Source organism: Micromonospora thermarum (genome assembly GCF_012034245.1).
In the GTDB taxonomy this organism is placed as follows: domain Bacteria; phylum Actinomycetota; class Actinomycetes; order Mycobacteriales; family Micromonosporaceae; genus Micromonospora; species Micromonospora thermarum.
The window spans coordinates 108336-129140 of the sequence record NZ_JAATEO010000014.1 but is presented as its reverse complement, the minus strand read 5'-3'; the positions used below and the strand labels follow the sequence as shown (position 1 = coordinate 129140).

At 72.0% G+C, this 20805-nt stretch carries 17 protein-coding genes and 1 pseudogene; 9 read left to right on the top strand and 9 right to left on the bottom strand.

Annotated elements, in window-relative coordinates:
* Nucleotides 1–6: 6 nt before the first annotated feature.
* Both HCJ94_RS15035 and HCJ94_RS15030 read right to left on the bottom strand, forming a co-directional pair.
* Entirely contained in the window at nt 7–168 is a 162-nt protein-coding gene (locus HCJ94_RS15035) for a hypothetical protein (protein WP_168001637.1), read from the bottom strand.
* Nucleotides 159–572: a hypothetical protein gene (locus HCJ94_RS15030; protein WP_168001636.1), complete on the bottom strand. Its 414-nt coding sequence runs from the start codon at nt 570–572 to the stop codon at nt 159–161. The genes HCJ94_RS15035 and HCJ94_RS15030 overlap by 10 nt, the downstream gene beginning before the upstream one ends.
* A 185-nt stretch (nt 573–757) precedes the next feature.
* On the opposite strand from HCJ94_RS15030, the gene HCJ94_RS31195 reads away from it, so the two are divergent.
* Nucleotides 758–2314: a trypsin-like serine protease gene (locus HCJ94_RS31195; RefSeq protein WP_168001635.1), complete on the top strand. Its 1557-nt coding sequence runs from the start codon at nt 758–760 to the stop codon at nt 2312–2314.
* Between the two features lie 61 nt (nt 2315–2375).
* A complete protein-coding gene (gene valS, locus HCJ94_RS15020; protein WP_168001634.1) occupies nt 2376–4940 on the top strand; it encodes a valine--tRNA ligase in 2565 nt (854 codons plus the stop codon).
* Nucleotides 4941–5032: 92 nt separating this feature from the next.
* Here valS and HCJ94_RS15015 read toward each other — a convergent pair whose 3' ends face one another.
* The 4 genes and pseudogenes from HCJ94_RS15015 to HCJ94_RS15000 form a co-directional block, all read right to left on the bottom strand.
* Nucleotides 5033–5743, bottom strand: a complete 711-nt coding sequence (locus HCJ94_RS15015) for an ABC transporter permease subunit (RefSeq protein ID WP_168001633.1) — start codon at nt 5741–5743, stop codon at nt 5033–5035.
* Nucleotides 5743–6699, bottom strand: a complete 957-nt coding sequence (locus tag HCJ94_RS15010; protein ID WP_168001632.1) for an ABC transporter ATP-binding protein — start codon at nt 6697–6699, stop codon at nt 5743–5745. The genes HCJ94_RS15015 and HCJ94_RS15010 overlap by 1 nt, the downstream gene beginning before the upstream one ends.
* On the bottom strand, nt 6696–7586 hold the full coding sequence (locus HCJ94_RS15005; protein WP_168001631.1) for an ABC transporter permease: 891 nt from the start codon (nt 7584–7586) through the stop codon (nt 6696–6698). Before HCJ94_RS15005 ends, HCJ94_RS15010 begins: the two co-directional genes overlap by 4 nt.
* A pseudogene (locus tag HCJ94_RS15000) lies at nt 7579–8400 on the bottom strand (ABC transporter ATP-binding protein); the annotation flags it as partial. The gene HCJ94_RS15005 and the pseudogene HCJ94_RS15000, both read right to left, overlap by 8 nt.
* 219 nt (nt 8401–8619) lie before the next feature.
* On the opposite strand from HCJ94_RS15000, the gene HCJ94_RS14995 reads away from it, so the two are divergent.
* From HCJ94_RS14995 to galT, 4 genes are all read left to right on the top strand, one after another.
* Complete coding sequence (locus HCJ94_RS14995; RefSeq protein WP_168001629.1) at nt 8620–9180, top strand: DM13 domain-containing protein; 561 nt, start codon at nt 8620–8622, stop codon at nt 9178–9180.
* 142 nt (nt 9181–9322) lie between these two features.
* Nucleotides 9323–10855 carry an adenylyl-sulfate kinase gene (cysC, locus tag HCJ94_RS14990; protein ID WP_168001628.1) on the top strand — a complete coding sequence of 511 codons (1533 nt, stop codon included), beginning with the start codon at nt 9323–9325 and terminating at the stop codon, nt 10853–10855.
* Nucleotides 10856–10971: 116 nt separating this feature from the next.
* Nucleotides 10972–11784, top strand: coding sequence for a DeoR/GlpR family DNA-binding transcription regulator (locus HCJ94_RS14985; protein ID WP_168001627.1), 813 nt, complete (start codon nt 10972–10974; stop codon nt 11782–11784).
* The gene (gene galT / locus HCJ94_RS14980) at nt 11781–12857 is read left to right on the top strand and encodes a galactose-1-phosphate uridylyltransferase (RefSeq protein WP_168001626.1); all 1077 of its coding nucleotides are present in this window, start codon (nt 11781–11783) and stop codon (nt 12855–12857) included. The genes HCJ94_RS14985 and galT overlap by 4 nt, the downstream gene beginning before the upstream one ends.
* 329 nt (nt 12858–13186) lie before the next feature.
* On the opposite strand, the gene HCJ94_RS14975 is transcribed toward galT, so the two are convergent.
* From HCJ94_RS14975 to HCJ94_RS14965, 3 genes are all read right to left on the bottom strand, one after another.
* Nucleotides 13187–14401, bottom strand: coding sequence for an NADP-dependent isocitrate dehydrogenase (locus HCJ94_RS14975; RefSeq protein ID WP_168001625.1), 1215 nt, complete (start codon nt 14399–14401; stop codon nt 13187–13189).
* Nucleotides 14402–14663: 262 nt separating this feature from the next.
* On the bottom strand, nt 14664–15614 hold the full coding sequence (gene mdh / locus HCJ94_RS14970) for a malate dehydrogenase (RefSeq protein ID WP_168001624.1): 951 nt from the start codon (nt 15612–15614) through the stop codon (nt 14664–14666).
* 136 nt (nt 15615–15750) lie between these two features.
* Complete coding sequence (locus HCJ94_RS14965) at nt 15751–16611, bottom strand: bifunctional methylenetetrahydrofolate dehydrogenase/methenyltetrahydrofolate cyclohydrolase (RefSeq protein WP_168001623.1); 861 nt, start codon at nt 16609–16611, stop codon at nt 15751–15753.
* A gap of 449 nt (nt 16612–17060) precedes the next feature.
* Between HCJ94_RS14965 and HCJ94_RS14960 the strand changes: the two genes are divergently transcribed.
* From HCJ94_RS14960 to HCJ94_RS14950, 3 genes are all read left to right on the top strand, one after another.
* The gene (locus HCJ94_RS14960; protein ID WP_168001622.1) at nt 17061–18665 is read left to right on the top strand and encodes a peptide ABC transporter substrate-binding protein; all 1605 of its coding nucleotides are present in this window, start codon (nt 17061–17063) and stop codon (nt 18663–18665) included.
* An 82-nt stretch (nt 18666–18747) separates the two neighbouring features.
* Nucleotides 18748–19686, top strand: coding sequence for an ABC transporter permease (locus tag HCJ94_RS14955; RefSeq protein WP_168001621.1), 939 nt, complete (start codon nt 18748–18750; stop codon nt 19684–19686).
* 150 nt (nt 19687–19836) lie between these two features.
* Nucleotides 19837–20805, top strand: coding sequence for an ABC transporter permease (locus HCJ94_RS14950; protein WP_168001620.1), 969 nt, complete (start codon nt 19837–19839; stop codon nt 20803–20805).

Genomic DNA, 20805 nt, shown 5'->3' with positions numbered 1-20805 from the left:
CGTGCCCTACGTGGCGGACGCGGCCGCCTCGGCGCGCCGGTCCGGGCGGGGACGGTCGACCACGTCCGGGCGGACGACGAAGTCGGGACCGGGGCGGTAAGACCGGATCATCTCCATCCGCAGTGCCAGGCCCAGGATGAACAGCGCGGCGACGGCGATCACCGCCACGGGCGCTCCGGGACGGAACCGGGCCGGGCCGACCACGCCTTTCCCGCTCCCCCGGACGTACGTGACGACAGCGGCGACCACGACCAGCCCGAGGGCGAGCCAGAGCCGGGGCGGATGACGCCCGGTTCCACGCTCGGCACGGTCGTGCCGGACGGCGGCGACGCCGCGACGAACAGCTCGGTGCCGGCCGCCACCAGCCACCCCAGCAGCCGCGGCAGCAGCGGCAGCAGCGCCGGCACGGCGATCGCCGCGGCGAGCACCGCCGGCGCGTACACGCCCGGTCCCATCGGCCCGCGGGCCAGCACTTCCGTGAACAAGGCGAAGACCGCCAGAGGGAACTCGTCGGCCGCGGCGACGCCGACCACCTCGGGCCACACCGCGCGTGGTCGGAGATCCTCGTCCATGGTGGCCCTCCCCCGCGCGCCCTACGAACGCGATGATGCTGCCACAGGAACCCGCGGCCGTGTGTCCCCTGAATCGGCGTCCGGCCTGGTCACCCGGACCACAACTAGAATCACGGTTGGTCGATCGGCTCCGGCTTCCGGTACCCGCCGATCGCGCACCGCCGGACGAACGGGGAGGTTGCGGCGTGCGTACCAGGACACGGATCGCGGTCGCGGGACTGGCTGCCGCCTGCACGATCGGCGCGGCGGCCGTCGCGCTGGCGCCCAGGGATGAGGCCGGTCGGGCACCGGCCGCCCCGGTGGGCGCCGCGGAGGACCCCGGCGTCGACGACGGGAGCGGCCCGTCGACGGGCACCGACGAGGCGACCGGCGACACGCCGCCGTCCCCGGAGGAGAGTCGCGCCGCGGCCGGCGATGGCTCCGCCGCCCGGGCGCCGGTCGCGCCCGCCTCCGTCGCGTACCTCCGGGACCGCTACCGCGTGTCGGCGACCGAGGCCACCCGCCGCCTGGCCCTCCAGAACCGGTCCGCGTCGCTCGCCGAGCGGCTCGCCGACCGGTTCCCCGACACCTACGGCGGCATGTGGTTGGACCAGGCCGGGGGCGGTCTCCTCACGATCGCCGCGACGGACACCGCGCCGGTCCGGGCCGCGCTGTCCGACGACCCGGACCGGACGCGGATCCGCCTGGTTCCGGTACGCGTCCCGCTGGCCCGCCTCACCGCCGCCGCCTCCCGGCTCGCCACCGCGCTCGACGGGGCCGCGGGGACCGACGTCGTCGTGAACCAGCCGGCCAACGAGGTCATCGTGCTCACCGGCGACCGGATCGCCGCCGACGACCCACGACTGGGCGACGCGCTCGCCGACGCCGGCGTGGCCGCCCGCGCCCAGGCCCGGGGCGCCGGAACGAGCGTGTCGAAGGCCTGCGACCCCCGCTACTGCGCGCAGGCACCGATGCGGGGTGGGATCCGGCTGGACGTGCCCCGCGACGACGGCACGGTCGGTGGCTGCACCACCGGCTTCAACATCGTGGGCCGGGGCGCGGTCTCGTACGTGTTGACGGCCGGGCACTGCGTCGTCGGTGGGCGGCACCAGCACGTCGACCTGACCTGGCACCAGTACCTCGGACCGAAGGTCCGGGTGGGCATCGAGTCGACCACGCCCGTGCTCGCCGAGAACGCCTTCCCGTACGACTACGCGATCATGCCGTACGTCTCCAACGCGATCGAGCGCTGGGCGTACCCGAGGACGCCCGGCGACCAGCCCAGCCTGGTCAACTACTGGTGCGTGCCGGACAACCCGCGCTGCACGAGCAGCCGGGACGTCCGGATCACCGGTCTGGTGCCGGCGAGCGCCGTCCAGGTCGGCTGGGTGGTCTGCGCGACCGGCTCGGGCTACACCCCCAAGCCCGGTGAGCAGTACGTCGACTCCGGCGCCGGGGCCGGCTACCTGCCCGGTACCCGATGCGGCGAGGTCACCGACAAGACGAGCGGCGGCATCGGGGTTCGCATCTGCGCCCGGCCGGGCGACAGCGGCGGCCCGCTGTTCACCGAGTCGGACGGCAAGGCGATCGGCATCCTCTCCCACGGTGACCCGGGCAGCGGCCCGTGCACCAACCCGAACGAGCGCAACGTCTACGCGCCGGTCTCCACCATCCTCGACCGGGCGAACGCCCGGACCGGCGGGTCGCTCAGCCTCACGCTGGCCACCCGCGGCCCGATGCTCGTACGTCCCGCCCAGCGGTGAACGAGGAGCGCCACGCGGATAACCCGTCGTTCGGGGGTCGCCCCGCGCCTACCATCGACGGATGACCGATACGGCGAGGACGGCCCGCGCCGGCGTCCCCGAGCGTCCGACCCTGGACGGGCTCGAGGAGACCTGGGCGCGCCGCTGGCAGGAGGAGGGCACGTACGCGTTCGACCGCAGCAAAGCGCGCTCGGACGTGTACGCGATCGACACCCCGCCGCCGACCGTATCCGGCGAGCTCCATATGGGACACGTCTTCTCGTACACGCACACCGACCTGGTGGCTCGCTTCCAGCGGATGCGCGGCCGCACCGTCTTCTACCCGATGGGCTGGGACGACAACGGCCTGCCGACCGAACGCCGGGTGCAGAACGTGTACGGGGTGCGCTGCGACCCGGACCTGCCGTACGACCCGGCCTGGGTGCCGCCGGACGCGCCCGTGGACGACGCCGCCCGCAAGGACCCGAGGCCGATCTCCCGACGCAACTTCATCGAGCTGTGCGAACGGCTCACCGTTGCCGACGAGCAGGTGTTCGAGGCGCTGTGGCGGCGGCTCGGGCTGTCGGTGGACTGGTCGCTGACGTACACGACGATCGGGCGGGTCGCGCGGGCGACCAGCCAGCGGACGTTCCTGCGCAACCTGGCGCGGGGCGAGGCGTACCAGGCGGAGGCGCCGACGCTGTGGGACGTCGGGTTCGCCACCGCCGTCGCCCAGGCCGAACTGGAGGACCGGGAGCGGCCCGGCGCGTACCACCGGCTGCGCTTCCACGGGCCCGGCGACCGGGAGGTGCCGGTCGACACCACCCGCCCGGAGCTGCTGCCGGCGTGCGTGGCGCTGGTCTGCCAGCCCGGCGACGAGCGGTACGCGGACCTGGTCAGCACGCTCGTGCGTACCCCGGTCTTCGGGGTCGAGGTGCCGGTACGCGCGCACCCGCTGGCGGACCCGGCCAAGGGCACCGGCATCGCGATGGTCTGCACGTTCGGTGACCTGACCGACGTGACCTGGTGGCGCGAGCTCCACCTGGACACGCGGGTGGTGATCGGCCGGGACGGCCGGCTGCTGCCGGAGGCGCCGGCCGGCGTGCCGGCGGAGCCGTACGCGGCGCTCGCGGGGCAGACCGTCAACGGCGCCCGGCGGACGATCGTGGAGCTGCTGGCCGACGCGGGCGACCTGGTCGGTGAGCCGCGCCCGATCACCCACCCGGTGAAGTTCTACGAGCGGGGCGACCGGCCGCTGGAGATCGTGTCGACGCGGCAGTGGTACCTGCGCAACGGCGGCCGGGATCCGGAACTGCGCGAGGAGCTGCTGGCCCGGGGACGCGAGCTGCGCTGGGTGCCGGAGCACATGCGACACCGCTACGAGCACTGGGTGGGGGGCCTGACCGGTGACTGGCTGGTCAGCCGGCAGCGCTTCTTCGGCGTGCCGGTGCCGGTGTGGTACCGGCTCGACGACGCTGGCGAGCCGGACTGGAGCCACCCTCTCACACCGGAGGAGTCCGCGCTGCCGATCGACCCGTCCACCGACGCGCCGCCCGGGTACGACGAGTCGCAGCGCGGGGTGCCGGGCGGCTTCGTCGGTGACCCGGACGTGCTGGACACCTGGGCCACCTCGTCACTCACCCCACAGATCGTCGGCGGCTGGGAGACCGATCCGGACCTGTTCCGCCGGGTGTTCCCGATGGACCTACGCCCGCAGGGGCAGGAGATCATCCGCACCTGGCTGTTCGCCACGGTGGTCCGCTCCCACCTGGAGCACGGCGTGCTGCCCTGGCGGGACGCGGAGCTGTCCGGCTGGATCCTCGACCCGGACCGCAAGAAGATGTCCAAGTCCAAGGGGAACGTGGTCACGCCGATGGCGCTGCTGGAGCAGCACGGCTCCGACGCGGTGCGGTACTGGGCGGCCAACGGGCGGCCCGGCACCGACCTGGCGTTCGACCCGGCCCAGATCAAGGTGGGCCGGCGGCTGGCGACGAAACTGCTGAACGCGTCGCGGTTCGCCCTCGGGCTGGGCGCCGCCGACGCATTGCGGGCCCCGGCGACCGAGCCGCTCGACCGGTCGATGCTCGCCGACCTGTCCGGCGTGGTCGCCACCGCGACGTCCGCGTTCGAGGCGTACGACCACACGGCGGCGTTGCAGGTCGCGGAGGCGTTCTTCTGGCGGTTCTGCGACGACTACATCGAGCTGGTGAAGGAGCGCGCCTACGGCAGCGGGCCGGCGGCGGACTCGGCCCGGGCGGCGCTGGCCGGCGCGCTCTCGGTGCAGCTGCGACTCTTCGCCCCGGTGCTCCCGTACGCGACCGAGGAGGTGTGGTCCTGGTGGCGGTACGGCTCGGTGCACCGAGCGCCGTGGCCCACCACGTACGAGGTGGGGCGGACGATCTCCGGCGAGGGTGACCCGGAGCTGCTGCGCCTCGCCGGGGACGCGCTCAGCCAGGTGCGCCGCGCCAAGTCGGAGCGGAAGCTGTCGATGAAGGCGGAGGTGCCGCTGGCCGAGGCGCTCGGCCCGGCCGCGCTGCTCGACCAGCTCACCCTCGTCGCCGACGACCTGAAGGCGGCGGGGCGGATCGGCAAGCTCGACCTCCTCCCCGACCGCACCCCGGAGCTGGTCATCGCCTGCGCCTTCTGACCGGCGAGATCCGCGCTCCCTCACGGCCCTGAGCGCGTCGAGGGCACTCCTTCGGTGAAGGAGTGCCCTCGACCGGAGCGGCGGGCGCCGGGTCAGCTGGTTTCGCCGGCCACGCTGAACGAGCGGAGGCGGTCGATCGCCAGAGCGGTGAAGCCCACCGCGATGAGCGCGCTCATCACGGTCGCGACCGGCACCGACACGTCCGTGCTGAGCAGCTCGGTCGGTGCGAAACGGTCGGCGAGCGCGATCACGTACTGCTGGATGGAGAGCTGCTTCGTGCCGCTCACGAAGTTGCCGAGCAACCCCTCCCAGATCAGCACGTAGACCAGGCCGAGCAGCACCGGCCGCCGGGTGACCAGGCTGAGCGCCACGAAGAACGCCGAGTACGCCAGCGCCCCGATCGCGGCGGCGGCGGCGAGCGCCAGACCGAGGCGTACCGAGTCGGCGAGCACGCCCGCGACGTAGATCGGCACGGCGACGGTGACCGCGGTGACCCCGGCGGCGACCGCGAGCTTCGGCAGCACGATCTGCCAGCGCGGCAGCGGCTTGGTCAGGATGTGCACCACCGTGCCGTCGTCGATCTCGGCGCCGAGCACGCCGGTGCCGACGATCAGGGCGACCACCGGCAGCACCACGGCCAGTCCCAGGCCGACCAGGACCGGCGGGCCCCACTCGCCCGGGTCCACCCCGAGGGAACGGGACAGCACGGCGAGCAGCACCAGCAGCGCCGGCAGCGGAAGCAGCAGGAGGAAGCGGCGCCGGCCGAACAGTCCACGCGCCGTGATCCAGGAAACGGTAGACATCAGGCCTCCACCAGGTAGGAGAAGACGCTCTCCAGGGACTCGTCCTCGGGCACGAGCTGCCGGACCCGGATGCCCTGGGCCAGGGCGACCTTCGGCAGCGCGCGGGTGAAGGAGCCGTAGTCGCCCGCCCGCACGGTCAGTTCCGTGCGGCCCAGTTCCACGCCGGTCACCGACGGCTCCGCCATCAGTGCCACCGCCAGGGCCCGGTCGTCGGTGGACCGGATCGCGAAGACGTGCGGCCGGTTGGTCATCAGACGGCGGATGGTCCGGAAGTCCCCGGAGGCGGCGAGCCGGCCGGCCACCATCACCTGGACGGTGCCGGAGACCTGCTCGACCTCCTCCAGGATGTGCGAGCTGAACAGGATGGTCCGCCCGGCGGCGCCGAGGCGGTGCAGCAGGTCCATCATGTGCAGCCGCTGCCGCGGGTCCATGCCGTTGAACGGCTCGTCGAGCAGCAGCACCTGCGGGTCGTGGACCAGTGCCGCCGCCACCCGGGCGCGCTGCCGCATGCCCTTCGAGTACGTGCCGATCCGGCGGGACTGCGCACCCTCCAGCTCGACCAGCGCGATCGCCCGGCGGGCCGCCTCCTCGGGATCGGGCAGCCGGTGCAGCTTGGCGCTGGCCAGCACGAACTCGTACGCGGTGAGGAAGGTGTGCACGGCCTCCCGCTCGCTGACCAGGCCCAGCCGCCGGTAGACCTCGGGGTTGCGCCAGGTCGGCGACCCGTCCAGCGTCACCGTGCCCCGCGACGGCGACAGGAAGCCGGCCATCATGTGCAACAGGGTGGTCTTGCCGGCGCCGTTCGGGCCGAGCAGGCCGGTGACGCCCGGGCCGAGGGCCATGCTGACGTCGTTGACGGCGACCACGTTGCCGTACCAGCGGGAGACGCCCTTCAGCTCCAGGGTGCTCGTCGTGCGGGTGGGGGCCGGCGTCCGCTCGGCACTGATCGCGCTCATCGGGTGGCCACCTTCCGGTACCGGGCCAGCAGCAGGGTGACGCAGGCGGCGACGAGCAGCACGGCGGCGAGCGCGTAGACCGGGCCGAAGTCGCCGATCAGGGAGCCGGCCGCCTCGGCGGCGTCGTCGGTGATCAGCAGATCGCCGAGGGACCAGACCCCCACCCCCTGCACCAGGGTGGACGGTGACGCGAGGAAGGCCAGCTCGTTGACGGCGCGGGACGGCATGATCGACAGGACGCCGACGATGGGCGTGGTCATCAGGAAGACCGCCACGATGCCGCCGGCGGCGAACGCCCGCTTGCCGGTGAGCGAGGCGACCAGCAGGCCGATCGAGGCGAACACCACCGCCCAGAGGCCGGCGTAGAGCAGGCCCGGCAGCAGGTCGAGCAGCTCGTTCCACACGCCCCGCATCCCGTCCTTGGTGGTGAAGGCGGCGCCGAGGAACATCACCAGCTGCGGCCCGCCGAGCAGCAGCCACAGCGCGGTGACCAGGGCGAGCAGCTTGGCCAGCGGGTAGTCCGACCGGGGCAGCGGCCGGGAGAAGTACAGCGGCAGCACGCCGCTGCGCAGGTCGCGGCTGACCAGCTCGGGGGCGGCGACCGCGACGAAGAAGATGACCAGCCAGCTCATGTTGTCGGCGAACTGCGCGTACGTCATCACGACCTCGCCGATCTGGCTGCGGACCGCGGCGGCACCGGCGGCCACCACCGTCACGATGCCGACCACCAGCCAGGGGAAGATCTTGGCCTTGGCGCTGCGGCCGAAGCCGAAGACCGTCCGCAGCCCGTGCAGGTACAGGGCCCCGAACACGGCGCCCCGGCTCAGCCGGGGGCCGGTGTAACGCTGGTACCCGATGTCGTGGATGACACCGGCCGGCTCAGACATGGCTGGGCTCCCTCGTGGCGAAAAGCTCGGCCACCCGGTGCCGCCGCTGGTCCAGCCGGTGCAGCGGCAGGTCCAGCTCGGCGACCGCGCCGAGGATCAGGTCGTAGGTGGCCTCGTCGGCGAGCGGGACGAGCAGCAGCCGCCCCTCCCGGCTGACCGGCAGGCGGTACGCGGCGAGCCGGGCGGCCAGTTCCTCCGTGCCCTCGCTGACCTCGACCGCGAGGACGTCGGTGGCCGTGGTCATCGCGGAGATGTGGTCGGCGCGCAGCAGCCGGCCCCCGTCGATCGCGACGAGCGTGTCGCAGATCCGCTCCACCTCGCCGAGCAGGTGCGAGCAGACGAGCACGGAGATGCCGAACTCGGTGCCGATCCGGTGGATCAGGGCGAGCATGGCGTCCCGCCCGGCCGGGTCGAGGCCGTTGGTGGGCTCGTCGAGCAGCAGCAGGTCCGGGTCGTGCACGAGCGCCTGGGCGAGCTTGACCCGCTGCTTCATGCCGGTCGAGTAGCCGCCGACCGGCCGGTAGCGCTCCTCGTAGAGCCCGACGTGCCGCAGCGCCTCGCTGGCGCGCTCCCGGGCGACGGTGCGCGGCAGGCCGCTCATCCGGCCCAGGTGCGTGACCAGCTCGGCGGCGGAGAGGTCCGGCGGGAGGGCGTCGTGCTCGGGCATGTAGCCGACCCGGGCGCGCACCTGGTCGGACTGCGTGGTCGGGTCCAGGTCGAGGACCCGCACCCGCCCGCTGGTGGGAGGGAGCAGGCCGAGCAGGATCTTGATCAGCGTCGACTTGCCGGCGCCGTTCGCGCCGACCAGGCCGATGATCCCGGGCTCGACCGCGACGGTCAGGTCGGCCAGCGCGGTGACCCCACCCCCGTACGTCTTGGTCAGCGACTCGGTCGCGATGAGTGTCACGCCGACAGCCTAGGCAGGTCACGCACCTCCCCGGCATCCGGCGCGCCCCTGATCCGCCCACTAGGGGTAGGCGGTGTAAGGCGTTGGTAATCCCTCCGGCGGCCCCGGGGCGGAAGACTGTGCGGCATGCTCCTCCGACTGCTGCGCGCTCCGCTCACCTGGGTCGCGGTCGCCGTGCTCGCCGCCGGCGCCGCGTTCGGTCTCTGGTGGTTCCAGCCGTGGAAGCTGGTCACCGACACCGAGGTGGACGACGACCTGGCCGTGGTGGTGACCGCGGCACCGCCGTCCGCCGCCACCACCCCACCGTCCGGCGCGACCACCGCCCCGGCGGGTCCGGTGATCGTCCGCAGTGGTGAGTTCGTCACCCACGAGCACGACACGACCGGCACCGCCCGCGTCGTCCGCGCGGCCGACGGCCGGCTGCGGCTGGAGCTGGTCGGGCTGGACACGTCCAACGGGCCGGACCTGCGGGTGTGGCTGACCGACCAGCCGGTCCGCGACGGCACCGCCGGGTGGCGGGTGTTCGACGACGGCCGCTGGGTGGAGCTGGGCCGGCTCAAGGGCAACCGGGGCGACCAGGCGTACGACATCCCGACCGACGTGGACCTGGCCGGGCTCACCAGCGTGTCGATCTGGTGCAAGCGGTTCGCCGTGTCCTTCGGCGCGGCGCCGCTGGCCCCGGCCTGACCGGTCACCGTCCCGCCACCGGGCCGTCACCCGGGACCCGTCGCGCCGGTCACCCGCGTCTCCCCCGACACCGGGAGTGGCACTCGACCGATCCCGGTGCGGGCTGAGAAACTGTGTGCCGGTCAGCGGGTTGGGGGATTTGATGAGCAACGGCTGGGTGCTGCCGGACGAGCTGCTCCGGGACGCGCCGGCGTACACGCCGCGCCCCGGCGAGCTGGCGGATCTGGAGCTGTTGCTGACCGGGGCGTACGAGCCGCTGACCGGGTTCATGACCCGGGCCGACCTGGTCTCGGTGAGCCGGCGCGGCCGCCTCGCCGACGGCTCGACCTGGCCGGTGCCGGTGACCCTCCAGGTGCCCGCGGCGCTCGCCCAGGGGCTGGACGTGCGCGACCCGGCGCGCCGCACGCTGGTGTTGACCGACGGCGAGGGCGCTCCGGTGGCCGCGCTGGAGGTCACCGACGCGTGGCAGGTCCGCGACGGGGTGGCGGGCGTCGGCGGGCCGGTACGCCGGCTGGGCGACGGGGGCCACGGGCCGTTCCAGCGGCTGCGCCGCACCCCGGAGGAGGTCCGCGCGCTGCTGCCCCCCGGGCGGGTGCTCGGGGTGATCGCCGACCGCCCGCTGCACCGGCCGCAGCTCGCGCAGATCGCGCACGCCGCCCGTACCCTCGGCGCCCACCTGCTGGTGCTGATCCCGGTCGGCGAGGACGGCGGCGCCGGTGGGCTGCCGCCGGAGGCGCTGGTCCGCAGCGTCTTCGCCGCCCGGGACCGGATGCCCCCGGCGACGCTGGTCGCCGTGCCGCTGTCCCGCCGCCGGGAGGAGATCAGCGACGCGCTGCTGCGGGCCCGGGTGTCGGCGGCGTACGGGGTGACCCACCTGCTCTCCACCGGCGAGATGCTCTCCGGCGCCGGGCTGCGGGTGCTGGTGCCCCGCGAGCTGGCGTACGACAACCGGGACGGCCAGTGGCGCTGGCGGGAGGACATCCCGCCGCGCAACCGGCGGCTGGCACTGAGCCAGGCGGAGATCGACGACCTGCTGGACCGGGGTTTCCCACTGCCCGAGTGGCACACGCCGCCGGCGGTGGCGAAGGAGCTGGTGCGGGCCCGCCCGCCCCGGCGCTACCGGGGTCTGGTGATCTTCCTGACCGGCCTCTCCGGCTCCGGCAAGTCCACCATCGCCCGGGGTCTGGCGGACGCGCTGCGGGAGCAGGGCGAACGGACGATCACCCTGCTCGACGGTGACGTCGTCCGCCGGGAGCTGTCGGCCGGCCTGGGCTTCAGCAAGGCCGACCGGGACGCGAACGTCCGCCGGATCGGCTGGGTGGCCGCCGAGATCGCCCGGCACCGGGGCGTGTCGATCTGCTGCCCGATCGCCCCGTACGCACAGGCCCGGGCCACCGCCCGGGAGATGGCGCTGGCCGCCGGGGCGGGCTTCCTGCTGATCCACGTCGCCACGCCGCTGGAGGTCTGCGAGCAGCGGGACCGCAAGGGCCTGTACGCGCGGGCCCGGGCCGGCCTGCTCAGCGGGATGACCGGCATCGACGACCCGTACGAGGAGCCGACCGACGCCGACCTGGTGATCGACACGACCGATCTGCCGGTCGACGAGGCGGTGCGGTCGGTGCTGCACCACCTGACCGAGACGGGCTGGGTCGAGCCCCGCCACCCGACCGTCTAGACCGGCTGGACCACCCCTTCCCTTTCGTGGGTGACACCCGCGCGCTAGTGTTCATTCTTGTTGGAACACGTTCGACCGCGTGAGAGTGCGCGGTGACAGGTGCGGAGGTGCGGCGCATGCTGGCGCAGCAGCGGCAGGCGGCCATCCTCGACCGGGTGCGCGCCGCCGGCGGGGTACGGGTGACCGAGCTGGCGGCGGAGTTCGGCGTGTCGGACATGACCATCCGACGCGATCTCGACCTCCTGCACGAGCGCGGGCTGCTGGCCAAGGTGCACGGTGGCGCGACGGTCGCGGGGCCGGGCTCCACGGACGAGCCGGGGTTCCGCGCCAAGTCGGTGCGCCAGCTCGCCGAGAAGGCCGCCATCGCCAGCCGGGCCGCCGAGCTGGTCCGGCCCGGGGCCGCGATCGCCCTCTCCGCCGGCACCACCACCGCCGAGCTGGCCCGGCGGCTGGTCGACGTGCCCGGCCTCACCGTGGTCACCAACTCCCTACCGGTCGCCGAGATCCTGCACGCCGGCGGCCGGCCGGACCAGACGGTGGTGCTCACCGGCGGTGTCCGTACGCCTTCCGACGCGCTGGTCGGGCCGCTCGCCGTCGGCGCGATCCGCTCGCTGCACCTGGACCTGCTGTTCCTCGGCGTGCACGGGATCACCGAGCGGGCGGGGTTCACCACGCCCAACCTGATGGAGGCCGAGACCGACCGGGCCCTGGTGACCGCGTCCGACCGTCTGGTGGTGCTCGCCGACCACACGAAGTGGGGCACGGTCGGGCTCTCGTCGATCGTCGAGCTCTCGGCGGCCGACGTCGTGGTCACCGACGACCGGTTGCCGTCCGACGCCCGGCGGGTACTCGACGAGCAGGTGGGCGAGCTGGTGGTCGTCAGTGGCGCGGGCCGGACCACGCCGACGGGTGGAGGGGTGGCGGAGTGAAGCGCACCGCGATCGAGCTGGCCGACGGCCGCGAGCTGATCTACTTCGACGAGCGGGACGACGCCGTCCGCGACCAGCCGGACCGCCGGGAACTGCCGCCGCCCCCACCGGCGTCACAGCTGCGGTACGACCCGCTGACCGACGAGTGGGTGGCGGTCGCCGTGCACCGGCAGACCCGTACCTTCCTCCCCCCGGCCGACCAGTGCCCGCTCTGCCCGTCCACCGCCGACCGGCTCAGCGAGATCCCGGCCCCCGACTACGACGTGGTGGTCTTCGAGAACCGCTTCCCGTCGCTGAGCGGCCGGATCGCCGAGGAGCCGGCGGAGATCACGCCGTTCACCCCGGTCCGGCCGGGGCAGGGCCGGTGCGAGGTGGTCTGTTTCACCGACGACCACAACGCCTCGTTCGCCAGCCTCTCCCCCGGCCGGGTGCGGACCGTGCTCGACGCGCTCGCCGACCGCACCACCGCGCTGGCCGAACTGCCCGGCGTGGAGCAGGTCTTCCCGTTCGAGAACCGGGGCGTCGAGATCGGCGTGACGCTGCACCACCCGCACGGGCAGGTCTACGCGTACCCCTTCGTGACGCCGCGGACCCGGGCGATGCTGGCCGCCGCCCGCCGGCACGCCGACCGCACCGGGGGCCGCAACCTGTACGCCGACGTGCTCGCCGCGGAGCGCGCCGACGGGGGCCGCGTGGTCGCCGGCAACGAGCACTGGACGGCGTACGTCCCGGCGGCCGCCCGGTGGCCGTTCGAGGTGCACGTGGCGCCGCACCGGCCGGTGCCGGACATCCCGGCGCTCACCGACGCGCAGCGGGACGCCTTCGGGCCGCTGTACCTGGACCTGCTGCGCCGCTTCGACGGGCTGTTCGACGTGCCGATGCCGTACATCGCGGCCTGGCACCAGGCTCCGGTCCGCGTCGACCGGGAACTGGGCCACCTGCACCTTCAGCTGTTCAGCATCCGGCGGGCGAAGGACAAGCTGAAGTACCTGGCCGGGTCGGAGTCGGGGATGGGCGTGTTCATCAACGACATCGCCCCCGAGCGCGCCGCCGAACTCCTCCGCGCCGCCTGAGAGGGAGAACGTCGGCAGCGCCGGACCTGCCGCGCCGCACTGCGGACAGGGCGCGGGGGGCCCGGGACAGGGCCCCCCGCTGGGAAGGGACGGCTGGCTGCGCACGACAGCCGGGAAGGCTGGCTGATCGGCACGCACGTCGCGAGGCGACCGCGTCAACCTTCCTGGACGTGACTGGCATCTCGTCCACCCAGGTCAACGAGGCGCGCCGGGCAAAGTGACGCAAACCGGCGTGTCGCCTGCCCGACACGCCGCCCGCCCTCGTCGAAGGTGTGAGGAAGGGCCCCTGTGCAACGCGAGGCGTTGACAGGGCCCCTTCCTCACACACGTCAGGCGAGCTTGCGGGCCAGGTTCTCGTCCAGCGCGTTCATGAACTCGTCGGTGGTCAGCCACGGGGCGTCCCGGGAGATGAGCAGCGCGAGGTCCTTGGTCATCTGGCCGCCCTCGACGGTCTCGACGATGACCTGCTCCAGCGTGTTGGCGAACTCGGTGACCGCCGGGGTGTTGTCGAGCTTGCCCCGGTGGGCGAGGCCGCGGGTCCAGGCGTAGATCGACGCGATCGGGTTCGTCGAGGTCTTCTCGCCCTTCTGCCACTGCCGGTAGTGCCGGGTGACCGTGCCGTGCGCGGCCTCGGCCTCGACGGTCCGGCCGTCCGGGGTCATCAGCACCGAGGTCATCAGGCCCAGCGAGCCGAAGCCCTGCGCCACGGTGTCGGACTGGACGTCACCGTCGTAGTTCTTGCAGGCCCAGACGAAGCCACCCTCCCACTTGAGCGCGGCGGCGACCATGTCGTCGATGAGCCGGTGCTCGTAGGTGATGCCGGCGGCGTCGAACTCGGCCTTGAACTCGTTCTCGAAGACCTCGGCGAAGATGTCCTTGAACCGGCCGTCGTACGCCTTGAGGATCGTGTTCTTGGTCGACAGGTAGACCGGGTAGCCACGGTCCAGGCCGTAGCGCATGGAGGCACGGGCGAAGTCCCGGATCGACTCGTCGAAGTTGTACATGCCCATCGCGACACCGCCGCCGGGGAAGTTGGCGACCTCCATCTCGACCGGGGCGGAACCGTCGGCCGGGGTGTAGGTGATGGTCACCGTGCCCGGGCCGGGGACGACGAAGTCGGTGGCCTTGTACTGGTCGCCGTGGGCGTGCCGGCCGATGATGATCGGCTTGGTCCAGCCCGGGACCAGCCGCGGCACGTTGGACATGATGATCGGCTCGCGGAACACGACGCCGCCGAGGATGTTGCGGATGGTGCCGTTCGGCGACCGCCACATCTTCTTGAGGCCGAACTCCTCCACCCGGGCCTCGTCCGGCGTGATGGTGGCGCACTTGACGCCGACGCCGTGCTCCTTGATGGCGTTGGCGGCGTCGACGGTGACCTGGTCGTCGGTCTCGTCACGGTGCTGGATCGACAGGTCGTAGTAGTGCAGGTCGACGTCGAGGTACGGCAGGATCAGCTGCTCCCGGATCTGCTTCCAGATGATCCGGGTCATCTCGTCGCCGTCGATTTCCACGACCGGGTTGTTTACCTTGATCTTCGCCATCGGCCGGCGCTCCTCTCGGGGGACACGTGCTCAAGCAGTACGAGCGTACTGGAAACAGGCCGGCGGCCCCCAGGCGGCCTCACCGGTCGGGGCGGGCGGCGCGGAGGTCACTGGCAGGCGTCGCCGCGTGCCACTGAGCCGTACCCCTGGGTCTATCACGGCCGCCGCCCCGCGGCAGCGGCGAGGGCGGCATTGCGTACGGCGTCGGGAACGGCGGAGGGCCGCCAGCGACGCCGGCGGCCCTCCACGGGGATCGGTCAGCTCACATGTTGGCGACGTCGGCCTGCTTGGCGCGGACGGCCTCGGCGGCCTCCTTCAGGGCGGCCAGCTCGTCGGCGTCCAGGTCGGTCTCGACGACCCGCTTGACGCCCTCGGCGCCGATCTCGGCCTCCACGCCCAGGTAGACGCCGGAGATGCCGTACTGGCCGTCGACCCAGGCGCACACCGGCATGACCTCGCCGGAGTCCTCCGCCACGGCCTTCGCCATCCGGGCGGCGGCCGCCGACGGGGCGTAGTACGCGGAGCCGGTCTTCAGCAGCGCGACGACCTCGGCGCCACCGTTGCGGGTCTTGACGACCAGTTCCTCGATCTGCTCGGCCGGCATGACCTCGCGCAGCGGCTTGCCGTCCACCGTGCTCTTCGAGGGGACCGGGACCATCGTGTCGCCGTGCGAGCCCAGGGTCAGGGTCTTCACCGACTTCACCGGTACGTTCAGGGCCTCGGCCACGAAGTTGGTGAACCGGGCGGTGTCCAGCATGCCGGCCTGGCCGAGCACCCGGTTCTTCGGGAACTGGGTGGCGAGCTGGGCCAGCGCGGTCATCTCGTCGAGCGGGTTGGAGACGACGATGACGACGGCGTTCGGGGCGTACTTGGCGACGTTCTCGGAGACCTGGCGGACGATCTTGGCGTTGGTCTCCAGCAGGTCCATCCGGCTCATGCCCGGCTTGCGGGGCAGGCCGGCGGTGATGACGACGACGTCCGAGCCCTCGATGGCCTCGTAGCCCTCGCCGTTCGGGCCGGTGGTGACGCCGACGACCTTGGTCTCGAAGCCCTCGACCGCGCGCGACTGGTTGAGGTCCAGGGCGAGGCCGGCGGGCTTGCCCTCCACGATGTCGGTGATCACGACGGTGTCGAAGACGTCGTACTCGGCCAGGCGCTGTGCGGTGGTGGAGCCGTAGAAGCCGGCCCCGACGACAGTGACCTTCTTACCCATGGTCGTCCCACTCCCTGATACCAGTCGGTTTTCCGGACCGTATCAGCCATCCTGGCACCGTTCCGGCCAGGGGCGGACGGTTATGACCTCGATGGGTGGGACGTCTCAGAGGCTGCCGGGGTTTCCGGACGGCCGCTCAGTCGCGCTCGGCCCGCTCGACGACGTTGGTCAGCAGCATGGCGCGGGTCATCGGCCCGACGCCGCCGGGCATCGGCACCAGGGCGCCGGCCACCTCGGCCACCTCCGGGTCCACGTCGCCGGTGTAGCGGCCCTTGCCGTCGGGACCGATCACCCGCGTGATCCCGACGTCGACCACGACCGCGCCGGGCGTCACCATGTCGGCGGTGAGCAGCCCCGGTACGCCGGCCGCGACGATCACGATGTCCGCGGCGCGCGTGTGCGAGGCGAGGTCGAGGGTGCCGGTGTGGCAGAGGGTGACGGTCGCGTTCTCGCTGCGGCGGGTGAGCAGCAGGCCGAGCGGCCGGCCCACCGTGTTGCCCCGACCGACCACGGCGACCTTGGCGCCGCGCAGCGCAACGTCGTGCCGGCGGAGCAGCTCGACGATGCCGCGCGGAGTGCAGGGCAGCGGGCCCGGGTAGCCGAGCACCAGCCGGCCCAGGTTCACCGGGTGCAGGCCGTCGGCGTCCTTGTCCGGGTCGATCAGCTCCAGCACCCGCTGGGTGTCCAGGTGGGCGGGGAGCGGCAGCTGGACGATGTAGCCGTGACAGGCCGGGTCCGCGTTCAGCTCGGCGAGGACGGCGTCGACCTGCTCCTGGGTGGCGTCCGCCGACAGCTCGCGCCGGATGGAGGCGATGCCCACCTCGGCGCAGTCACGGTGCTTGCCGTTGACGTACGCCTGGGAGCCGGGATCGGTGCCGACCAGGACGGTGCCGAGCCCGGGCGTGACGCCCCGTTCCGCCAGAGCCTTCACCCGGGTCCGCAGCTCGTCCTTGATCTCGGCCGCGGTCGCCTTGCCGTCCAGAAGCGTCGCCGTCACGCCCAGATCGTCTCACGCCCGACCCGCCGCGGGCCGACGACCCGGCCAGCGGCCGCCGCACCGTCCGCGCCAGTGGACAGCGTGACGGTGTGTGACGTGGCTTTGGTCACCGTATGTGATTTGACGGGGCCGGCTGGCGGCGGTCATCCCGACGACCGCCGCGCGGCGGGGAGGATCGGGACAGCCGGGCGGACGGCTCGCAAGCGGCACCAAACGGTCCCATCTCGCGATGCGGCTTGCCGGTCATAAACCCTGGTGAGATGCCATTCCGGGGCTCGGCGCACTACCAGCACGGCGAGCCGGACGCAAGCCCCGACCTCACACCCTGTTATCGGTTCGCAACGGCATCGTTGTCGATCGCGATTGCGCGACCTACCGTTGCCCATCGTTGCGCAGCGTAAACCCAGCGCCGGGCCCGACTGCGCAGTGTGAGGAGATGAGGAGACTTCATGCGCGTTCGTAGGCTCGCCGCCTGGACCGCCCTCCCGCTCGCGGTGACCCTGGGCCTGGTGGCCTGCGGCTCGGGCGGCGACGGCGGATCCGGCGGGACCAACCCCGACGCGGCGGTGCGAATCGAGATCGCCGAGCCGCAGCACCTGGTGCCGACCAACACCACCGAGACGAGCGGCTCCCAGGTGCTCGCCGCCCTGTTCAGCCCGCTGGTCGACTACGACGAGGCCAACAAGGCGTACGAGGTGGCCGCCGAGTCGGTGACGTCCGAGGACAACAAGACCTGGACGGTCAAGCTGAAGGACGGCTACACCTTCCACAACGGTGAGAAGGTGACCGCCGACAACTACATCGACGCCTGGAACTACGGCGCGTACGCCCCGAACGGCCAGAACGCCAGCTACTTCTTCGAGAAGATCGCCGGGTACGAGGACCTGCAGGGCGAGCAGCCGAAGGCGAAGACGATGTCCGGCCTGAAGAAGGTCGACGACCTGACCTTCACCGTGGCGCTGTCGCAGCCGTACACCGAGTTCAAGACCATGCTCGGCTACACCGCCTTCTACCCGATGCCGAAGGCCGCGTTCTCCGCCCCGGGTGTGCTGGCCGAGGGCTACGAGCAGGCGCCGATCGGCCAGGGCCCGTTCAAGATGAAGGGCACCTGGCAGCACGACGCCAAGGTCGAGGTCGAGAAGTACGACGCCTTCCCCGGCGAGAAGCCGAAGGTGGCCGGCGTCGAGTTCCGGATCTACCAGCAGCAGACCGCCGCGTACGCGGACGTGCTGTCGGACAACCTGGACGTCATCAAGACGATCCCGACCGAGAACCTGTCGACCGCCGCCACCGACCTGGGCGACCGCTTCAAGACGAGCCCGGCGTCGACCTTCCAGTTCCTCTCCTTCCCGACGTACCAGAAGGAGTTCAGCAACCCGGACGTCCGGAAGGCGATCTCGATGGCGATCGACCGCGAGGAGATCACCAAGTCGATCTTCAAGGACTCACAGACGCCGGCGCGCTCCTTCGTCTCCCCGGTCGTCGCGGGCTACCGCACGGACACCATCGGTGAGGCCGGCAAGTTCGACGCGGCCAAGGCGAAGGCGCTGTACCAGGCCGCCGGCGGCCCGAGCCGGATCGAGCTGTCGTACAACGGCGACGGTGGCCACAAGGACTGGATCGACGCCACCTGCAACCAGCTCAAGGCGAACCTGGGCGTGGACTGCGTCGGTACCGCCGAGCCGAAGTTCGCGGACCTGCTGACCAAGGTCAAGGCGAAGCAGCCGGTCGGCCTGTTCCGGATGGGCTGGGTCATGGACTACCCGTCCATGGAGAACTACCTCGGCCCGCTGTACACCACCAACGGCTCGTCGAACTACTACGGCTACAGCAACCCGGAGTTCGACAGGCTGGTCGCCGAGGGCTCGGCGGCCGCCACCGAGGAAGAGGCGATCAAGAAGTACCAGCAGGCCGAGGAGCTTCTGGCCAAGGACATGCCGGTGGTCCCGCTCCGGTTCGGCCAGAACAACTTCGGTCACTCGACCAAGGTCACGAACGTCGAGGTGGACCTCTTCGACCGGGTCGACCTGGTGAAGATCGAGGCCGTTCAGTAACACGGCGCGACGGGTCGGGCCACTGCCAGTCGGTGGCCCGACCCGCCATCCTGTTCGCCCTTTTTCAGAGAGACTTCCTAGTATGTTCCGCTTCATTCTGCGGCGACTGCTCCAGATGGTCCTCGCGTTCTTCGGGACCACACTGATCGTCTACGCGCTGATGTTCGCCGGTCAGGGCGACCCGATCCAGGCACTCGCCGGCGAGCGCCCGGTCACCGCCGCCCAGCGGGCATACCTGACGGAGAAGTTCCACCTGGACAAGACCGGGATCGACGGCTTCTTCTACCGCTACTTCGACTACGTCACCAACCTGCTCCAGGGCGACCTCGGCCAGTCCCTCACCGGACGGCAGATCGGCGACATCCTCGCCGCCGCCTGGCCGGTGACGATCAAGCTGGCGCTGATCGCCATGGCGGTCACCATCCTCGTCGGGGTCACCGCGGGCGTGCTCGCCGGCATCCGGCGGGCCAGCATCTTCGACAACTCGACGCTGCTGCTGACCCTGCTGGTGCTCGGCATCCCGACCATCGTGCTGGCCCCGCTCGCCCAGTACTTCCTCGGCGTCAAGTGGCAGCTCTTCCCGCCCACCGCCGGCGCCGAACCCGACCTGTACGCGCTGCTCCTGCCCGGCATCGTGCTCGGCTCGCTCTCCCTGGCCACCGCCCTGCGGCTGACCCGGACCTCGGTGGCGGAGAACCTGCGCGCCGACTACGTCCGCACCGCCCGGTCCAAGGGCCTGGTCAAGCGGCGCATCGTCGGGATCCACGTGCTGCGCAACTCGCTCATCCCGGTCGTCACCTTCCTCGGTGTCGAACTGGGCAACCTGATGAGCGGCGCGATCATCACCGAGGGCGTGTTCAACATCCCCGGCGTCGGCTTCAACCTCTTCCGCGGCATCCGCACCGAGGACGGTCCCCTGGTGGTGGGCATCGTGAGCGTGCTGGTCGTGGTCTACCTCGTCTCCAACCTGGTGGTGGACGTCCTGTACGCCGTACTCGACCCGAGGATCCGCTATGAGTGAGCGCAGCGAACGAATCAGCAACGCAGCGTTTCGCGGCTCGCCGCGTCCCGGAGCGCAGCGAGGGGACGCGGCGACAGCGCGCAGCGAACGAATCAGCAACGCAGTGTGCTCGGTCGCTCAGGTCCGCACCGAGCGGAGCGAGGTGCGGGCATGAGTGACTTCGAAACCGTGGCGGCGTCGGAGGACCAGGCCGCGCGACGCGGGCCCTCCGGCGAGCCGGGCGCCCCGAACCAGGTCGGCGGCACGTCGACCGTCACCGGCCGGCCCCGCAGCCTGGCCGGCGACGCCTGGCGCGACCTGCGCCGCAAGCCGATCTTCTGGATCAGCCTCGCGCTGGTCGTGCTGTTCACCGCGATGGCCGCGGTGCCCGCCCTGTTCACCAGCAACGACCCGACCAACTGCGTCCTCGCGCGGCAGCACGCCGCACCGTCCGGCGGGGCCATCTTCGGGTACGACTTCCAGGGCTGCGACACCTACGCCCGGGCCGTGTACGGCGCCCGCGCCTCGCTCCTGGTCGGCGCGCTCTCCGCGCTGCTGACCGGGCTGATCGCGCTCACCGTCGGGATGCTCTCCGGCTACTTCGGCCGGTGGGTCGACGCGATCCTCTCCCGAGTGATCGACATCGTGCTCGGCATCCCGCTGCTGCTCGCCGCGATCGTCCTGCTCAAGCGGGTCGCCAGCGACAGCTCGACGGTCCGGATCGCCTCGGTGATCTTCGTGCTGGCGGTGCTCGGCTGGACCACGGCGGCCCGCGTGGTCCGCTCGTCGGTGATCACCGCCAAGGAGCAGGACTACGTCGCCGCCGCCCGGATGCTCGGCGCGAGCAACGGCCGGATCATGTGGCGGCACATCCTGCCCAACGCGCTCGCCCCCGCCGTCGTCGTGCTGACCATCGCGCTCGGCTCGTTCATCGCCGCCGAGGCGACGCTCTCCTTCCTCGGCATCGGCCTGAAGGAGCCCACGATCTCGTGGGGCATCGACATCAACAACGGCCGGGTGCACATGCGGGAGTCGGCGACCCCGCTGATCGTCCCGTCGACCTTCCTCGCGCTGACCGTGCTGGCGTTCATCATGCTCGGCGACGCCATCCGTGACGCCTTCGACCCGAAGCTCCGGTGA

Excerpts from the sequence above, each read along its gene's own strand:
- HCJ94_RS15030 (WP_168001636.1), bottom strand. The coding sequence starts at position 572 with ATGGACGAGGATCTCCGACCACGCGCGGTGTGGCCCGAGGTGGTCGGC.
- valS (WP_168001634.1), top strand. The coding sequence starts at position 2,376 with ATGACCGATACGGCGAGGACGGCCCGCGCCGGCGTCCCCGAGCGTCCG.
- HCJ94_RS15015 (WP_168001633.1), bottom strand. The coding sequence starts at position 5,743 with ATGTCTACCGTTTCCTGGATCACGGCGCGTGGACTGTTCGGCCGGCGC.
- HCJ94_RS15010 (WP_168001632.1), bottom strand. The coding sequence starts at position 6,699 with ATGAGCGCGATCAGTGCCGAGCGGACGCCGGCCCCCACCCGCACGACG.
- HCJ94_RS15005 (WP_168001631.1), bottom strand. The coding sequence starts at position 7,586 with ATGTCTGAGCCGGCCGGTGTCATCCACGACATCGGGTACCAGCGTTAC.
- HCJ94_RS14995 (WP_168001629.1), top strand. The coding sequence starts at position 8,620 with ATGCTCCTCCGACTGCTGCGCGCTCCGCTCACCTGGGTCGCGGTCGCC.
- cysC (WP_168001628.1), top strand. The coding sequence starts at position 9,323 with ATGAGCAACGGCTGGGTGCTGCCGGACGAGCTGCTCCGGGACGCGCCG.
- HCJ94_RS14985 (WP_168001627.1), top strand. The coding sequence starts at position 10,972 with ATGCTGGCGCAGCAGCGGCAGGCGGCCATCCTCGACCGGGTGCGCGCC.
- HCJ94_RS14975 (WP_168001625.1), bottom strand. The coding sequence starts at position 14,401 with ATGGCGAAGATCAAGGTAAACAACCCGGTCGTGGAAATCGACGGCGAC.
- mdh (WP_168001624.1), bottom strand. The coding sequence starts at position 15,614 with ATGGGTAAGAAGGTCACTGTCGTCGGGGCCGGCTTCTACGGCTCCACC.
- HCJ94_RS14960 (WP_168001622.1), top strand. The coding sequence starts at position 17,061 with ATGCGCGTTCGTAGGCTCGCCGCCTGGACCGCCCTCCCGCTCGCGGTG.
- HCJ94_RS14955 (WP_168001621.1), top strand. The coding sequence starts at position 18,748 with ATGTTCCGCTTCATTCTGCGGCGACTGCTCCAGATGGTCCTCGCGTTC.
- HCJ94_RS14950 (WP_168001620.1), top strand. The coding sequence starts at position 19,837 with ATGAGTGACTTCGAAACCGTGGCGGCGTCGGAGGACCAGGCCGCGCGA.